The organism is Paenibacillus wynnii (genome assembly GCF_000757885.1).
Lineage (GTDB): Bacteria > Bacillota > Bacilli > Paenibacillales > Paenibacillaceae > Paenibacillus_AQ > Paenibacillus_AQ wynnii.
In genome coordinates this window covers 2,503,780-2,520,696 of record NZ_JQCR01000003.1, presented here as the reverse complement: position 1 = coordinate 2,520,696, position 16,917 = coordinate 2,503,780, and the positions used below count along the sequence as shown (strand labels likewise).

The following is a 16,917-nucleotide window of genomic DNA, read 5'->3' as shown; positions in this document are numbered from 1 at the left end:
TCTCCGGATGTACACGGCTAAGTGTAATTCAATACATCTGGAGACAACAGCGATTGTAACAACGTTCCGTTCACGGAGCGTCTCTCAGAACACTACTTAAGTTAATTACATTCGGTTTGGTGTAGGCAGTCCCAGCACCCGAAGGACATCGCCTAAAGTATGGATAACTCTTGAGGTGAGCCAGAGCCGGAACTGAATGGAAGACTCCGCACCCTTAAGAATGGGACACAGAGAGTAAAAATTATTGAACAAAGTAGCCAATGTATGCACGTAGTTACAGAGTGTGCTCGGGGTCAGTTCCTTGCTGGCAAGAAATAATGTATCTTCCCATGTGCTGAGATGTCTCAGCAGTGCGGACTCCGCTTTTTCAAATTCGGCTGGAAATTGCGGCAATAGAGCATCATCCATTAGATTGGTTGCTGCAGCCTTGCTCAACACACTGTTCGCACGGGCATACGTATACATCAGATATACGCCCGTATTCCCGGATATTTCTGTAGCCTGCCGGAAATCAAATATAATCTCAGTCCCTAAATTGAAACGGAGCAGATAATAGCGGATCGCAGCGGTAGCGATGTCCTTGCTGGAAAGGCCACTTTTATCAGAACGTGATTGCTCAATAGCCTTCTCCATAAGCAGAACCAAATCGGTTACCTTCACACCTATACCCTGACGCCCGGACATGGCATAGGAGGTTCTGCCATCCGAAATATCAATTCCCAGTTCAGCCGCGGAAGCCGGACTCAGCGAAACCACGCCATAGCTTACATGATGAAGCTTCTCGGCCTGATCTGTATACCCCAGTACTTGCAAGGCCTGTTTTACCATCTGCTGCGGATATTCCTGTCTGTAGTCGATGACGTTAATAACCATGTCCGCTTTTCCAAAAGATAAAGCCCGTCCGGTAGTTAAACCCGTTGTCCATAAGCCTGCTGTAAACTCATGGTACGAGAAGTCTTTTTCGAGCAGACCGAATTTCCACAGATGATAGGCGATGTCTTTGGCTGTATACGTTAAAATGCCGTTGGAGCGCACAAGCACCTTATCGATATTATATTCATCAACTTCTGCCTCAGCGTCCGCCACCGAGGATTGCTTCAGTACCCAGCAGCCTGCCAGTTTACCTTCCTTTTCTTGAACAAAAACCTCTGTTTTTACAAGCAGCTGAAATGCCGATGACCAAAAACCCTCCCTAACAATGCTGCTCTCCCATACGAGTAGGTCATACTCAATGCCGAAGCTCTTCATCTCCTCCACATGCTCTCTCACAATACGTTCAGCTACAAGATTTCCCAGCCAGGCCTCATTTTCGCCGCCTCTTTCCAGGGCATGTAGAATATCGGTACGTTTGTCCGTCATCTCTGGATTTCGCGCATACTCCTTGTTCACTCTGGAATAGATATCCCAGCAATAGTCCCCAAAACGGATATGCTCACCCTCAAAAGGTATATTTAATAACCCAACAACTGTATCCGCCAGCTGATTCCCCAAATCGTCTATGTAATTATGAACCTCTACGTTGTATCCTGTTCTTTTCAAAATACGGACCAAAGCATCCCCGATACAGGAGTTTCTTAAGTGCCCGATGTGCGCTGATTTGTTCGGATTTATAGAAGTGTGCTCTATTACTGCTTTTTCCCCGGAATTTGGAGGGAGCTCGAAGGTGCGTCCGGCCCACTCCTGCCAGTTGACATACAAATTGATGAACCCGGGAGCTGCGACTTCGACTTTGTCTAATAGCCCTTCCATATAACCCTGCTTTTGAATTTCTGCCTTCACTAGTTCAGCTATTCCCATAGGAGCCTTCCGCACAATTTTTGCCATCTGCATTGCGATACTGCTCGAATAATCGCCATGCTCCAGATTAGCGGGCTGTTCAATACGAACGTTAATCTCACCGGTATAAGTAATACTCAGACTATTAAATACGCCTCTGACACTCTGTTCCAGGTTGGTTCTGATAAGTTGGCTGAACATAGGTTGACCTCCTTTAAAATACAAAAAAGCCCTCGTCTCAAAAGAGACGAGGGCTTTAGCGCTCGCGGTACCACTCTCGTTGCTAGACGGGCAAGTCTAGCCACTTTACAGAATAACGGCCTTCAGCCGGGGCTTCCTACTAATCTGTTCAGAAGTCCATCTCCCGGGTGCGCTTCATTACTTTGATCTGTACCGGCTTTCACTCTTCCGGCTCGCTGAGGACTAGATCAAGGGTAATTACTCTCCCGCTCATCGATTGTATATATTTTTACCAGTATAACGAATTTCACAAAGAAATCAATAGCTCTGCATATATACGACTAAAGGAAATACGGCTTAAGAATCGCTAATGTCCACACCCACATTTTAAGGTTGGAATATTAGTATGTTGAGCGTTTCTAAAATCATAAGTCAGAAATAGAAGGGAGGAGTTAAGACGCATGGCAATTTTGTCAACAGGACCCATCGAAAATAGTCCCGTCCTCGGGATCAGGCCGACCCAACAGGTCACCGTTAAAATCCTTAACCGGGACGCTGTAAATGGTTCTTCTGTGGTTATTCAAGGTTATGTACTCGGTACTACAAGAACTATATATGTAAGTGAAGGAATTATTGTGGCTCCAAATACCGTAATAACTAAGCATTATTTTGCCGATCTGGATGCTCTTGAGTTTTTATTTGCGATCGGAGGGGCAGCAGAGAATGAGGTAGAGGTATCTGTCTGGGGGAAACAGGCCTCAGGTCAATTGGTGAGCAGTTTTAGAGTTGTGGCTCAGGAAAATTTAGGATAGTAGATTCATATAAAATTTTAAAGGAGAACTGTAGACATGGCCTTTTTATCAACAGGACCGATAGAAAATAACGTATCAATGGTTACCGGTGTCAGACCTACTCAGCAAATTACAATCAAAGTGGATAATCGAAGCAGTGGAAATGCCGCATCAGCGCTAATCGAAGGCTATCATTTGAACGGAACTAGAACGTTATATGTTAGCGAATTTTTAAATTTGGCACCCAATCAGGTGGTAACAAGGAATTATTATGCGAACCTGGATGCATTTGAATTTACTTTTACGACATCAGGTATGGCAGAAGAGGAAGTCCAGATCTCTTTTTGGGGAAAAGACTCATCAGGTCAACTTGTAACCGCCCATCGGTTAGTCTCTTCTGAATTGCTGGGAGAAAAGGAGTGATGGGAGTAACTGGGGCTACCGGACCGGCGGGACCTACTGGAGCGACAGGTGAAACGGGTGCTGCTGGTGAAGGTGCTATTATTGCTTATTCTTCGGGGCTTCCTGTGAGTATGACTACTGTTTTAGGGGGGGCTTGCGAATTCATCCAGCTTGGTGGGTTTTGGGAATAGCACTACTGGAGTTACTGCTGCTGGCGGAACTATAAATCTTACAGGAGCGGTTGGATCTCCGTTGAACTTTGCCTTTTCATCACCTCGTACCGGAACGATTACACCTATGGCTGCCTATCTCAGCACGACGTTACAGCACAATTATATATTTCTACTACACCAGATAATATCTTCACTGCGATGCCGGGAGCCCTAGTAACCTTAAGTCCGGCGTTAATAGGAGTTCTATCTATTGGAACTATAAGCAATGGTTTGAACTACGGGACTGAGTATTGCAGTAGCGCCTGAAGATCGTTTGTTAATGGTTTTCACCGCCACTGTAACAGCAGGGCTTGATGTGGCATCAACCATTGATGGCTACACTAGTGCAGGAATAACGATCAATTAAGAAAGTAACATCTGATTTATGATTTATAATCAAAACCAGGAGTGCTAAGCCTTACGGCTAGCCTCCCTGGTTCTGTGTTATGTCTTATTCCAGTCAAATCGGAGATATGAGGCAACTCCGGCAGAGAAGTTGTATTTTATGCAGTTATTTCAGCTTAAAGCGGCCTTGTTTGAACTTTAATTGTACTTTATGCACTTATAATTAGGGAAAATGGCCTTTTTGACGGGAAATGCTGAAAATAGTTGCATTAAATACACCTATTTACTTTAGTAGTGCTGCCTGTAGTATTTTAAGTGTATTAAATACAACTAAATGGGTTGCGCAACGGAAAAATCAGTCGTGGATCCAGTAGATGAGGAAGGGGGGCAAGTGGAGCCGCAAGAAACCGGTAGTTAACCAGCTAGAACCAGCTAGAACCAGCTAGAACCAGCTAGAACCAGCTAAATCTAGCTAGTCCCGTCAGTATCAGCTAGGCCCCGCTGGTTCCAGCCAACGCTCCCCACTACTCCCCCGCACTCCATTAAATCATCAGAATCTCCCGGATATCCTGTTCTGTTAAGGTGGATAAGGCTTCCTGACCTGGCTGAATAACTTCATCTATCAGGTTTTTTTTCTTCTGCTGCAGCTCGTACATTTTATCCTCTACCGTTCCCTGGGTGACAAGCCGGATAACTTGGACTACCTTTTTCTGCCCGATCCGGTGTGCTCTGTCGGCAGCCTGCTGTTCAACAGCGGGGTTCCACCATAAATCATACAGGATGACGGTATCTGCTCCGGTTAGGTTAAGTCCGGTGCCGCCGGCCTTCAAGGAGATGAGGAACAAGTCGCGTTCCCCGTCATTAAATTGATTACACAGCTCAACACGCTGGGAGGCTCGGGTCTGTCCGTCCAGATAGAAATACGGGACACCTTGAAGCCCAAGCTCCCGCCCGATTAACTTGAGCATCTCCGTGAATTGGGAGAAGACCAGCATCCGTTTGCCGGAGCTGCGACACTCCTCAATAATCTCGAGCAGCTGCTCAAATTTGGCTGAACTGCCTTGATAGCCTTCGACGAATAGCGAAGGATGGCAGCAGAGTTGTCTCAGACGAGTAAGTCCGGCCAGGATTTTGATCCGGTTGCTGCGGAAATCCTCCCCGTTCAGATGCTTCAGGGCTTCCTTTTGTAGCCTCGCCAGATAAGCGACATACAGCTTCTTCTGCTCGGGCAGCAGCTCGGAGGCTTGCAAGGACTCGATCTTGTCCGGCAGTTCTTTCAGGACATCGGTCTTAAGACGACGAAGCAGAAAAGGACGTGCACGCTTGGCTACCACTTCCCGGGGAAGGTCGTGAAAGGCCTTCTTGCCAGGGAAAAGTTCTGGAAACACAGCGCCGAAGATTGACCATAGGTCCTCCAGAGCATTTTCCACCGGAGTACCCGTTAGTGCAAATCGATAACGAGCTTGCAGAACCCGTACAGCTTGTGCTGTTTGGGTTACGTGATTCTTAATGACTTGGGCTTCATCCAGAATGAGTGTGTGAAAAGATGGTTTCGCATAGAGATGTACGTCTCTACGCAGCAGTGGATAAGAAGTAATAATGACATCTGCTTTCCCCGTATTTCGAAGAATTCGAGTCCGCTCCGTCAAGCTTCCATCAGCAATGACAGCCTTAATCTCCGGCGTGAATTTCTTAAGCTCATTATGCCAGTTGTAGACGAGAGAGGCCGGTGCGACGATAAGCGCGGGCTTTCCGCCTTGACGGATATCCGGCAGCTCCGAGAGCAGGAACGCTATGCTTTGCAGCGTTTTTCCAAGGCCCATGTCATCGGCCAATATCCCACCAAACCGATAGTGGGCTAAGGTTTTCAACCATTGGAAGCCAAACACCTGATAATCCCGAAGCACAGGAACGAGTCGGTCTGGAACAGGATAATCCAGATTCTCGGGATTCCGCATATTAGCCAGAAGCTTGCGCAACCCTTTGCCTAGCTTAACCGCGTCACCCTTCTCATCGGAAGCACTTAGATGTAACCCCCGAACAACGGGCAGAGTAAATTCAGTGCCTTTCAAATCATCCTGACGGATACCCAATTCATTCATAAATGTAATGATTTCTTGGAATTCCTCACTTTCCAGAGGCAGCAGCGCACCATTTGGCAATCGATAGTATTTACGCTTGTCCTGAAGTGATCTTAGAACCAATACAATCTCCGACTCGGGAATACCCTCCATATCGAATTTGAAATCGAGCCAGTCGGTTTTCTCATTCCAAGTGAGAGATACTTTGGGCGGAACCGTACCTGTATGCAATTTCTCTTTTACGGCGGTGGTAGCATAAACTTCGAGAAGTTGCTCTAAAAGAGGGATTTTATGATACAGGAAGTCGTATTCCGCATCCTCGTCGCTCATAATATATCCACTTTCTGTTTTGGCAAAATATTCATGTTCCATAAGCTCAAGAATCTTATGTTCGGCCTCGCTGTCCCGCATAAGAATAATATCCGTACCGCGAGCCTTATTATGATCATCTATAGGATTAATGATGATGTCGCCATATTGGAACTCCAACCCGGCGAGCAGCCGGTCTCTTACCCGATCCAGATAGAGCCGGGCCTGCAGCTTAGTCTGAACAACACGGTCAGCGATGGCGTCAGCGATATGAACACTGCCGAGCTTCATCAAGCCGGGGATCACCTTATCCATAAAAGGCTCCATTTGCTCAGGCGCTATGCGAACACCTCCATCACGGGAGTCCTCCAGCATTTTTTTCATGTCGGCAAGACGTCTGCACTCTTGGGAGGGTAGCTTCAGCAGCTTTCCTTCCGTCAGGACAATTCCATAGTCCTCCATGACCGTGATTTTTTCTAACCCCAGAACCTCCAAACGATAGCCATTCTCCTCGGCCTGATCGAACTCAAAGCTCAGCGGGGGTGCTTCATTAGAGAAGTGAATGCCCTCAAATAAGGTATCTTCTTGTTGAAAATAGACCGTTTTAGCCGCTGAAAGGAAGGGCAGGAGCGTATCCCAGAAAAAAGGCGGAATCGGCAGCAGGCGGTCTCCGCCCATATGATTTGCATAAGGGGAGTAGGAGCTACTTCTTTCGCGGTACATTTTCTCATTTAACAAGATTTCGATAAGCTTCTGAATAACTGCATTGTCTTCCTTATGAAAACTGTGGAGTGAAGGATCATATATAAAATGTTTTGAAAATTCATAGGCTTCCCCCCGGTGAACATGCTGCAGAAAATCCCTGATTTTTTGCACAATATATAGACGTTTTGGACCCACCTTCATTTCGATCCCGAGCATGACACTTCCATAATTATATGAAAACGGCTTGCAGATCAACTCTACATTCAGAGGCATGCGTATATCCATAAAAATTCCTGTACCGCTTGGACGCTGCCTGCTGTTCCCGAACATTCCCAACATCGTATCGACCAACTGCTGATCCTTTGCAGAGGCTCTTGATTTGCGTGTCGCATCGGTAAAGGTACGCGGGGTAAGAACCCCGACTCCGGTAGTGAATGCTCCCCCGTTATGGAGACTGGAGGCCGCCGTCCGCCCTTGTGATGCCAGACCTTGATCCAGATCCAGCACATTTACCATCACAGCCGCAATATGTTTGCAGAACGGGCCTCCGCGATAATATTCAGCACAAGAACAATTTGCAGTTACATCTCCGTCCCGATCAATCCTCGCCGTTACATCCACATTGCTACCCTTGCTGCCTGCAACGATAGCCTCGTAATCAGAGTAACTATTGTCATTAGTATCATTCACGGACCCGTGGTTTTCTCCATTATCAATCAGGTCAACCCTTCCAGAGAGGTAGTACTCCTGTCCTTTTTCAAAAGCGGTCTTCCCGCACAGCAGCTTGATTACCCGTTCGGACACACTAAAGCCCATCGTAGGATTCCTTTCTTTAAACTGAAAATTTGAATATCCAGAATTAATATAGATCTTATAATAACAGAACGCGTGTACGCTTCAAAGGTTATCAACGAAAAACACGACATTCCCACAGAACGCTCGGGATTGCCGTGTTTATATTTACTTGAATGTTTTGCTGCCTATTCCATCAGGACTTATACCATGCATTATAAATCTAATGGTTAGTTCTATTTCTTCTTCGTCATTCCAATCCTTATCAGGCATCAGCAGCAAGCGGGCCAGCAGAAAGCCGATAACGGATGAAACGGTGAATCTGATGATGGCCGGCGTCGGGATCTCGACAATCTCTCCCTTTTCCTTGAAATGCTCTACGATCTTTTCTACACGTTCCACCACCTTGCCGAGAATATTCTCAACAAATTGCTCGCGAAGTGCGGGCTGGAAGGGAATTTCCTGAATGAGTATTTTGATAATTCTAAAGTTCTTGCGCCCAAATTCCAACCGGTTCACAATAAAAGCCCGCAGGAAATCTTCATAGCTGTCAAAAGGTATATCAAGCACTCCCTTAAAATTCCTAAGCACAAAGGGAGCAATCATCCGGCTCATCGTCGGTCCTACAATAGATAACAGCAGGTCTTTCTTGGTCTTGTAGTACCGAAAGATCGTACCTTCCGCTACGCCCGCTTTCTGAGCGATTTCGCTAGTTGCGGCAGCAGAATACCCCTTATCGGAAAAAACCTCAATTGCCGCCTGCAAAATGGCCAGCTGCTTCGGGGTCATTTTCTCATCCTCGCCAAGATTTAGAATCTCCTGAATCCATTGTTCCCCCATATGATCATCTGCGGACGGGTTCTCCGCAGTTTTATTATCAGTCATTCCATCAACCTCCAGACATCGTCCTGTCTGTCCATCTTAGCATAATACCGATATGGTTTACATTTTGCGGTGTTTACGCAGAGCCAAGACATTTAAGGTCATGAATAGTAAGGAAAAGCCAATCAGCACATAGACATCCAGAGCGATATCACTCCAGCCCTTGCCGCGAATCATAATGTTCATCAACGCATCTGCACCATAGTAGAGAGGAGTTCCTAACCCTACCCGCTGCAGCCAGACAGGAAGAGTGTCCATCGGGAATAACCCGCTGAGGAAAATTTGCGGCACGATAATGAGCGGAATGAATTGGATCATCTGCAGCTCATTGGCTGCAAAAGCAGACAGCAATGTACCCAGCGTCAGAGCCGTCATGGACAGTAGCAGGGTCATCAACATGACATAACCGAAGCTTCCTGTCATCATTATACCGAGCACCTGAATGGAGAACCAAGAGATAAGCAGGGCTTGAAATACAGTAAATACCCCAAATCCACAGACATAACCGATAACAATCTCCCAACGTTTCAGCGGTGTGGAAAGGAGGCGCTCCAGCGTCCCCGTGGTCCGTTCCCGCAGGAAGGAGACACCCGCAATTAGAAAGACAAAGAAGAATACGAATACACCAATCATAATCGGACCAAAGCGGTCAATCGTCTTCATATCCGCTGATCCGTACAGATAGCTGATTTCCGGCTGCACCTTAATTCCCGAGGAGGGCAGAAGATCCTGTGAGGTCTGCTCAAGCACCATCATCACCGCCCGGTTAGCCGTAGGATTACTTCCTTCCAGCACCACCTGTGGTGCTGTACCATTTAGCGTGAGCAGTGCATCGATAGTTCCTTCTCTTAGAGCATCTGTCCCAATCTCTACCGTCGAGTATTCCTTCACCGTTGCTTCATGACCCTTAAGTGAAGCAGACAGATTAACTGCCTGGCCTGACACCCCAATTACCGGCTCGTAAGAATCACTGTTGAATACCAGGCTCATCAAGCTTAGAACTAATAGAGGAGCTATGAACATAAGGGCCATCGTTCTTTTATCATGAATAAATTGCTGTAAAATACGTAGAGTTATCGCCCGGATTCTCATGAACGCACACCTCCGTAATACAGGAACGCTTCTTCAATCGAAGCAGTACCTGTGGCTTGCAGCAGTCCATCTGGCGTATCCACCGCCAGCAGCTTCCCGTCCCGAATCATCGCCAGCCGATCACATTTCTCCGCTTCATCCATTACATGCGTAGTCAGCACAATCGTAGTTCCCTTCTTATTCAGTGCTCTGAGTTCATTCCAAATCGAAAGGCGAAGCACCGGATCGATCCCTACTGTAGGTTCATCCAGAATAAGTAGAGGAGGTTCGTGCAGCAAGGCGATGGCCAGCGACAATCGGCGCTTCATTCCACCTGAGTATTGAGCCACACCTTTACGCAGATGTTCCTCCAAATTAACCAATTCCATGACCGCTTTAATACGGCGCGTACGTTGTTCACCTTTCAGACCATAAAGAGAAGCGAAGAACTCTAAGTTTTCTTTAGCGCTAAGCTCGGTGTACAGAGCATCAGACTGTGCCATATACCCGATCTGCTGCAGCATCGCCAGTTTTGGCATTTTGACACCGAGAACGTGGATCTCACCGGAGCTGGTTTCATCGATGCCTGTCAGCATCTTTACCAGCGTTGTTTTGCCGGATCCGGAAGGGCCCAGAATGCCGAAAGTTTCTGCTTTTTCCACTTGTAGAGAGATATCGTCAAGTACCAACTTGCTGCCAAATGCTCTACCGACATGACTTACTTTAATAACTGGAGCATCTTTATTCATTCCTGATCTCCTCGTTTCTTAAATAATGAGTGAGTACTCACTCATAAATATATAACATATCCAATCGGTTGTAAATCACTTTAAGCACGAAATAATTTTACATAATATATGAGCGAACAGAGCGGAGAGTCGGAGGGATTCTGGAGAAACGGCAGTGTTTGCCTTTAAAGCCCGATTTCAACCTTTAATTCACTTTACAATCCAGAAATCGGGCTTTAACAGCGATCGCAAGAACCCTCCGAACCCGTAGCGGCTTGTTGCACAAAAATTAATATTTCCATAACATTCCTCTGCAACGCAATTGACAATTGTAGACGAGAATTACATTAGCAGTTACCTACATGAAAAGGGTGAATAATTTGACAAACAGTAAATGGTTAAGCTCAGCTCTGGCATCGGCACTTCTTGTTACCGCAGCCTCCGGGAGTGTCTCAGCAGCAAGTGCAAGTAATAGCGGAAAAATTTCAGCTAACAACGTTAAACCAGCTGTTTCGGCCGTAAGTAAGGTTAAAGAGGGTACAACTGCATGGACTGTAAATGGAACCCCGGTTATTTTCAATACCATCGATAGCAGTGGTTATAAGCTGTATTCCCTGAGTCAGGTGGCAGGTGCCTTGGGAGCTACATTTGTGCAAGGTGCAGGCGGGATTGCGCTGAATGACAGCAGAGGCCTACATACTATTCAATTAAAAACAGGATCGAAGAGCTACCAACTGGATGGAGCGCCATTCACTTTTACAGTAGCTCCTATAGTTTATAAAGGAAAAACCTATGTGGAACTTACGAAGCTTGTGAACGGATTGGGCGGCGAGTTGCAGGTGAGTCCCAACTCCATTTTGAGCTCGGCACGACCATCCGGGGAATTTGATTCTCTGCATTGGAATTCGGATGGAAGCATTATTGCCAATAAAAGTGATGCAGAATCTACTCAAATCCTCAAATTCAATACCAATCCAGGTAAATATGATCTCTTCACTTCTAATGCGGGTGCAACTGACTTTTCAGTATCCGCCGACCAACGCTGGGGCGCTTTTAACGATGAGACAGGTCAATTGAATTTGATAGATCTGACCAGCGGGCTCATTAAGAAGCTCGGCACGGACACTACAGTAAAGACGGATCTGATCTGGTCACTAGACGGCAAGAAGATTTACTTTATCCAAGGAGATAAGCAAGAGAAGATCTCCCAAATCTCCGTAGAGACCGGTGTGGTTACGGAAGTCTTAGCAGATAAAGTGGAGAACAAATCAGAACTCCGCATTTCCGCAGACGAGAAGCGGGCCATTTATATTGTGAATGTGACTGGCGTTGCGAAGAATGATGCCGACAGTACTGAGGATTCCCTCACCGTTGACTACAGTAAAGCAGGCGAGCAACTGTTCAAGCTGGAGATTGGTATCAAGGATGCGAAGCCGGTTGCCCTGACAACTACCCCGGATAACAAGCTTTATCCTGAAATTTTGGCCGATGGGAGCATCGTATTCTTGAGTGCTGATCCGGATGGAACTGAACTCAATAAGCTGAAATTGGTAAAAGCGGATGCTACACTCTCTGATATCGCTCTTGATATTGAGGTTTATTGGTCGGCAAAAGTAGGCAATGGTCTAGTGGTGGCGGGTGTAGCGGTGGATGGAAGTACACATATCTACTCTATAACTGCTGCAGGAGCAAAAACTGAACTCTACAGCACTACTAAGGATGTAACTGAAATCGCCGTATCGGTCGATGGTAGCAAGCTCGCAATCATTGTTGAAGGCAAAATCCTAGTCATTCAAAATGCGAAAGCATCGCAGCTTACAAGATAACCACTGGAGTCAGTAAAACGGTATACCAAAATCTAATTTAACGGCGAAAAGCCGAGAGGAGAAACAACATATGAAGGTTTTTAAAAAATTCACAGTCACAGCGCTAACAGCAGTAATTGCGGTAACAGCATCTTTTGCAGGGGCAGCAGCGGCGGCGGATTCATTAAAAGGTAAAATCACAGTCAACGGCTCCACGGCATTATTGCCTTTAACCCTTCAAGCCGCCAAGGAATTCCAGAAGCTTCATCCTAAAGTGAAAATTGCTGCTTCCGGTAAAGGTTCCGTAACAGGACCGCAAGCTGTGAAAAAAGGGATTGCCGACATCGGAGCATGCGATTGGGACGCAAGTATGGATGTTCCGGGTTTCAAAGCCTTTGAAGGACAAGTGGCGAACAAAGTAGCGGTCATTCCTTTTGCTACAATCGTGAACAAGAATGTGGGTGTAGACAATCTCACAACTGAACAGCTTAAAGGAATTTACTCCGGTAAAATCACGAACTGGAAGGAAGTCGGCGGTTCGGATGCGGATATCGTAGTTATCACTCGCTCTTTTGGTTCAGGTACACGCGTGAACTATCAAGCGAAAGCTCTGTCCGGCGGCGACATCGTTAAGAAAGAGAAGAACTATAAAGAAACAGGTTCTAGCGGTGATATGAAAACGGCAGTAGGAACCACTCCGAACGCTATTGGATATATCGACCTTGTCTATGTTACCGGCGGGGATATCAAAGCGGTTAAGTATAACGGTGTCACGGCTTCCACGGATAATGTAATCAATGGCTCTTACAAGATTTGGGCTTACGGCTACTACATGACCAAAGGTCAACCTACAGGCGCTACCAAAGAATTCATCAGTTATGTGCAAAGCAAGAAATTCCAACAGGGTTCCCTGAAAAAGTTGAAGTTCATTCCAATTTCCGCAATGAAATAAAATAAACTAGCTTCATTTTGTAAACATAATGAACGGCATCAGCAGCCAGTCCCGGATATCATCATGGGATTGGCTGCTTACGGGAGGGAAAGGTATGGGGGCTCCAGTACACAACCTGGCTACCACAAGAATGGACAGCAGTAGTAAGCAAGATAGTTCAGCCCAAAGACGCCATAAAAGGCATAGGTTAAGCAATGTTTTTTTTAAGTATTATTTTTTATTTAGTATATTAGCGCTTTGCTTTGTACTCGGTCTTGTATTTATTTTTATTGGCAAAACGGCGCTGCTTCTCTTCGGGCAAATCTCTCCGGCAGATTTTTTCCTCTCGTTTAACTGGACACCGGAAGAAGACGCTTTTGGAGCCGCAGCCTTCATCGTAAATACATTGTCGCTCACCGCGCTTACACTGCTGATCGCAGTTCCAATCTCTGTAGGAATGGCCGTACTCAATGCGGAGATTGCTCCTAAGTGGATGACATCCTTTATCCGCCCGATTCTGGATCTGCTCGTAGGGATTCCTTCTATAGTATACGGATACCTGGGCTTGACTGTCCTTTTGCCCTTTCTGCGCAGAGTCAGCGGAGAAAGTCTGGGTGACGGTCTTCTGGCGGCAGCGCTTGTGCTGGCATTAATGGTTCTACCGACAATCACGCGGATCAGTGATGATGCTATCGTTGCGGTACCGCGTAAATACAGGGATGCCGCATATGCGCTTGGCTCTACTCGTCTACAGGTGATTTCGCGTGTTGTCTTGCCCGCGGCAAGCCGGGGCGTGGTATCCGCAGTTATTCTGGGCATGACTCGTGCCGTAGGAGAGACGATGGCTGTAGTTATGGTAATTGGAAATACGCCACAGCTGGCGAAGAGCTTATTCTCGCCTACCTCGGTATTAACCAGCAACATTGTAATGCAGATTTCCAACGTAGAATATGATTCTACATGGAACTATGCACTGCATATGATGGCGTTCCTACTCCTTCTGATTTCTTTTGTACTTATACTCGTCATTCGAATCCTGGGTAGAAAACGGAGGGATCAGGCATGAGCAGTTTTACACGAACCCGCCATACTGCGCGTGCGCAAAGACGCGACAAGCTTGCAACCATCGCTTTATATGGTCTTGGGGCTTTGGTGATGCTGCTTATTTTCTGGCTGCTGTTCACCATCCTGGGCAAAGGGCTACCCGGTCTAAGACCTGACTTTCTGTTCAAGCAGCCTGAAGAAATAGATGCAGGCGGAGGCATCGGACCTGTATTGTTCAACTCGTTCTATATCCTCTTTATTTCGTTAATAGTTTCTGTACCTCTCGGAATCGGAGCCGGTATTTATATGGCTGAATATGCACCTGATAATGGGTTCACCAGTGCACTTCGGATGGCTGTCGAAGCCTTGTCATCGGTTCCTTCTATTGTGTTTGGGATGTTGGGGTTAGCCATATTTGCTGAATACTTCGATGTAGGTCTGACTATACTCGGCGGAGGTGTCAGTCTAGCACTGCTTAATCTGCCGATGCTGGCCCGTGTGACTGAGGAAGCGGTTCGTACAGTTCCAGGTGAACTTCGGGAAGCCGGATATGCGCTGGGCACGACACAATTCCATGTCATTCGCAGAGTGGTGCTACCTGTGGCGATCCCGGCTATTATTACGGGCGTTTGCCTCGTGGCTGGCCGTGCGTTCGGGGAGTCTGCGGTCATTATTTTGACAGCCGGATTAAGCACCTCGGGTGAGATGTGGGACTTTAGCTTGTTCTCACCGGGAGAGACACTGGCTGTACATCTATGGTATGTGCAATCCGAGGCCATCGTTGAAGACGCTCGGCAAATCGCCGACAAGTCTGCAGCAGTGCTCGTAATCGTTGTTCTATTAATCAATCTTGCTTTCCGCTTTCCCTTGTGGTTTGGCAAACGCCGTCAGGGACTTTCCCGTAAGTAGGATTCTGAAGTGAATTCAATCCGATCAATGACTTCCAACGGGTTTGCATGGAGGCGTCTCTTAAACGCAGCAACGTTAATCCTAATGTGCTGAACATTTCCGGAAACACTTCTTGACGCTACCGAAAACCCGGAGGTAGTCCGAGAAATAGGTGTATTTTATCAGACTGTTGAGAAAGCAAACTTTCAAGCTGCAAATATCATGCGGAAACCCAAATGACGGTTAAAGTAGTGAAGGTTACTCTTTTTCATACACAAATGAAAAGCATAGGCCTCCATCTTTGCTAAGTGACGGGCCATTTTCTTCAGATTCTGTGCAATGGCCGTCATCAATGCCTGTTCCTGCATCTTGGCTTTGCCCCGCATTCGGCATCGACGGTACCCGTGGAGATTTTTGGCATCAGCAAAGCTACGCTCAATGGTTTGAGCGCGGTATTTGTAGATTTTCTCGCCTTCGGGACTTTTCCGGTTTTGGTGTACTTTCTCTTTGAAGTCTTCCCATACATGCCGCTGAATCGTACGCTGGTGCTTGGAGTTTTCAGTACATTGAGTGACTTTCGGGCAAGCCGCGCAGTGCCCCTTGGATGATATATACTCGTTGTAGCCTTGTCGGTTCGTCGTTCGGTACGTGAGTGGTTGTCCTAATGGACATACGTATACATCCTTTTTCGCATCATAGGTAAAGTCTTCTTTCGTGAGAAAGCCGGGTTTGCTGGGTGGTTTCCGCTCGGCAATTACAGTCATCCATGGCGTCGTTTGTTTGCAAATATGGGGCACCATGTATCCGGAATCCAAGGCTATGGCTTCGAGGGTGTCTCGAAAACCAAAGGTCTCCAGTTGCCGGGTTAAGCGCTCCATATACACGGTTGAATCATTGACATTGCCTGGCGTCACATACACATCGGTAATCATATTGTATTTGTGGTCAACCGTCCGGTGGTCTAAGTAAAAGAATCCTTCCGGTTTGTTCTTACGATTCATGTAGCCGCTCTCTGGATCAGTCAGGCTCACTTTCAGTTTTTTGGGCTCCTCCTCCCGTTTCCCGCGTGGAGGAGCTAATGGCTTTTTCCCGTGAGCACGGCGGCTTTCATGGACTGCGGTCTCCAACTCTTGCAGATAGGCGTGCGGGGACTCACTCGTCATTTGCTGCGTATAACGATTTTTATTGGCATTCGCCTCGATGTGCGTCGAATCTGTAATTAAGAGCCGCCCCGCAATCATGCGGTGGGAAATGGCAAGCCGCACCACTTCGTCGAAGATTTCCTGGAAGACATCGGTTCCCTGAAATCGTCCATTCCGGTTATAACTAATCGTGGAATGGTCCGGAACTGGTTCACTAAGGCCCAGGCCTAAAAACCACCGGTAGGCAAGGTTAACGTTAATGTCCTGCTCAAGGATGCGTTCGGAACGAATGTTAAACAGGTAGCCAATCAGCATCATTTTGAATAAACGGATGGGTGGAATCGAAGGTCTTCCTTGGGTTGCACTATAATAAGGGCGTACCTTTTCGGTAATGAACGAAAAATCCACATGTTTTTCGACCAAACGAAGGAGGTGATCGGAGGGAACCAACTGGTCTAAACAAACCATCTCCATTTGATATTTTCCGCTATCCCCTTGATCTTTTTCGTTTAACATAAGACACCGCGCTTTCTAGCAAAGTTATCTATATTATACCAAATTAACGCGGTGTCGTGTTGAAATTCGGACTTTCTCAACAGTCTGATTTTATACACTTATTTCTAGCTTTTAGCGCTCGGATGGATAGATAGATGTACTTTGTGCAACTAAAAACACGAATAGGCCGGTTAAACCCCGGAATACCCAAAAATAAGTGTATAAAGTGCAATTAAACACCCCAAAGTGTGCTAAGTGAGAAATATAAGTGTATGTTGTGCAACTATATAGATTGAAACCCATGTAGGTAGGCGATTTGCCTTAATTGTCGCGGATAG

Annotated in this window: 13 protein-coding genes and 1 other annotated feature; of the genes, 7 read left to right on the top strand and 6 right to left on the bottom strand. The window is 46.6% G+C overall.

Going from position 1 to position 16,917, the window contains the following annotated elements; genetic code table 11:
* Positions 1-105: 105 nt before the first annotated feature.
* On the bottom strand, positions 106-1,977 hold the full coding sequence (locus PWYN_RS27060) for an arginine--tRNA ligase (protein ID WP_036658442.1): 1,872 nt from the start codon (positions 1,975-1,977) through the stop codon (positions 106-108).
* A 39-nt stretch (positions 1,978-2,016) separates the two neighbouring features.
* Positions 2,017-2,239 (bottom strand) — a binding site (T-box leader).
* Between the two features lie 178 nt (positions 2,240-2,417).
* Here PWYN_RS27060 and PWYN_RS27055 point away from each other — a divergent pair.
* The 3 genes from PWYN_RS27055 to PWYN_RS30495 are packed head-to-tail and all read left to right on the top strand — an operon-like array spanning position 2,418 to position 3,340.
* Positions 2,418-2,768, top strand: a complete 351-nt coding sequence (locus PWYN_RS27055; RefSeq protein ID WP_036658440.1) for a hypothetical protein — start codon at positions 2,418-2,420, stop codon at positions 2,766-2,768.
* A 36-nt stretch (positions 2,769-2,804) separates the two neighbouring features.
* Positions 2,805-3,170 carry a hypothetical protein gene (locus PWYN_RS27050; RefSeq protein WP_036658438.1) on the top strand — a complete coding sequence of 122 codons (366 nt, stop codon included), beginning with the start codon at positions 2,805-2,807 and terminating at the stop codon, positions 3,168-3,170.
* Positions 3,167-3,340 (top strand): hypothetical protein, encoded by a 174-nt coding sequence (locus tag PWYN_RS30495; RefSeq protein ID WP_157261269.1) that lies wholly within the window; start codon positions 3,167-3,169, stop codon positions 3,338-3,340. Before PWYN_RS27050 ends, PWYN_RS30495 begins: the two co-directional genes overlap by 4 nt.
* A gap of 908 nt (positions 3,341-4,248) precedes the next feature.
* On the opposite strand, the gene PWYN_RS27040 is transcribed toward PWYN_RS30495, so the two are convergent.
* The 4 genes from PWYN_RS27040 to PWYN_RS27025 form a co-directional block, all read right to left on the bottom strand.
* Positions 4,249-7,617, bottom strand: a complete 3,369-nt coding sequence (locus PWYN_RS27040) for a DEAD/DEAH box helicase (protein ID WP_036658435.1) — start codon at positions 7,615-7,617, stop codon at positions 4,249-4,251.
* Between the two features lie 144 nt (positions 7,618-7,761).
* On the bottom strand, positions 7,762-8,478 hold the full coding sequence (locus PWYN_RS27035; RefSeq protein ID WP_240479840.1) for a TetR/AcrR family transcriptional regulator: 717 nt from the start codon (positions 8,476-8,478) through the stop codon (positions 7,762-7,764).
* A gap of 57 nt (positions 8,479-8,535) precedes the next feature.
* Positions 8,536-9,567, bottom strand: a complete 1,032-nt coding sequence (locus PWYN_RS27030; RefSeq protein ID WP_036658432.1) for an ABC transporter permease — start codon at positions 9,565-9,567, stop codon at positions 8,536-8,538.
* On the bottom strand, positions 9,564-10,295 hold the full coding sequence (locus tag PWYN_RS27025) for an ABC transporter ATP-binding protein (protein WP_036658429.1): 732 nt from the start codon (positions 10,293-10,295) through the stop codon (positions 9,564-9,566). The genes PWYN_RS27030 and PWYN_RS27025 overlap by 4 nt, the downstream gene beginning before the upstream one ends.
* 359 nt (positions 10,296-10,654) lie before the next feature.
* Between PWYN_RS27025 and PWYN_RS27020 the strand changes: the two genes are divergently transcribed.
* From PWYN_RS27020 to pstA, 4 genes are all read left to right on the top strand, one after another.
* A complete protein-coding gene (locus tag PWYN_RS27020) occupies positions 10,655-12,100 on the top strand; it encodes a stalk domain-containing protein (protein WP_036658427.1) in 1,446 nt (481 codons plus the stop codon).
* A gap of 70 nt (positions 12,101-12,170) precedes the next feature.
* The gene (locus PWYN_RS27015; protein ID WP_036658425.1) at positions 12,171-13,031 is read left to right on the top strand and encodes a phosphate ABC transporter substrate-binding protein; all 861 of its coding nucleotides are present in this window, start codon (positions 12,171-12,173) and stop codon (positions 13,029-13,031) included.
* Between the two features lie 94 nt (positions 13,032-13,125).
* Complete coding sequence (pstC, locus tag PWYN_RS27010) at positions 13,126-14,076, top strand: phosphate ABC transporter permease subunit PstC (RefSeq protein WP_036658423.1); 951 nt, start codon at positions 13,126-13,128, stop codon at positions 14,074-14,076.
* Complete coding sequence (gene pstA, locus PWYN_RS27005; RefSeq protein ID WP_036658419.1) at positions 14,073-14,963, top strand: phosphate ABC transporter permease PstA; 891 nt, start codon at positions 14,073-14,075, stop codon at positions 14,961-14,963. The genes pstC and pstA overlap by 4 nt, the downstream gene beginning before the upstream one ends.
* 185 nt (positions 14,964-15,148) lie before the next feature.
* Here the strand turns inward: pstA and PWYN_RS27000 are convergent, their stop codons facing one another.
* Positions 15,149-16,600 (bottom strand): IS1182 family transposase, encoded by a 1,452-nt coding sequence (locus PWYN_RS27000; RefSeq protein ID WP_052087777.1) that lies wholly within the window; start codon positions 16,598-16,600, stop codon positions 15,149-15,151.
* Positions 16,601-16,917: the final 317 nt, after the last annotated feature.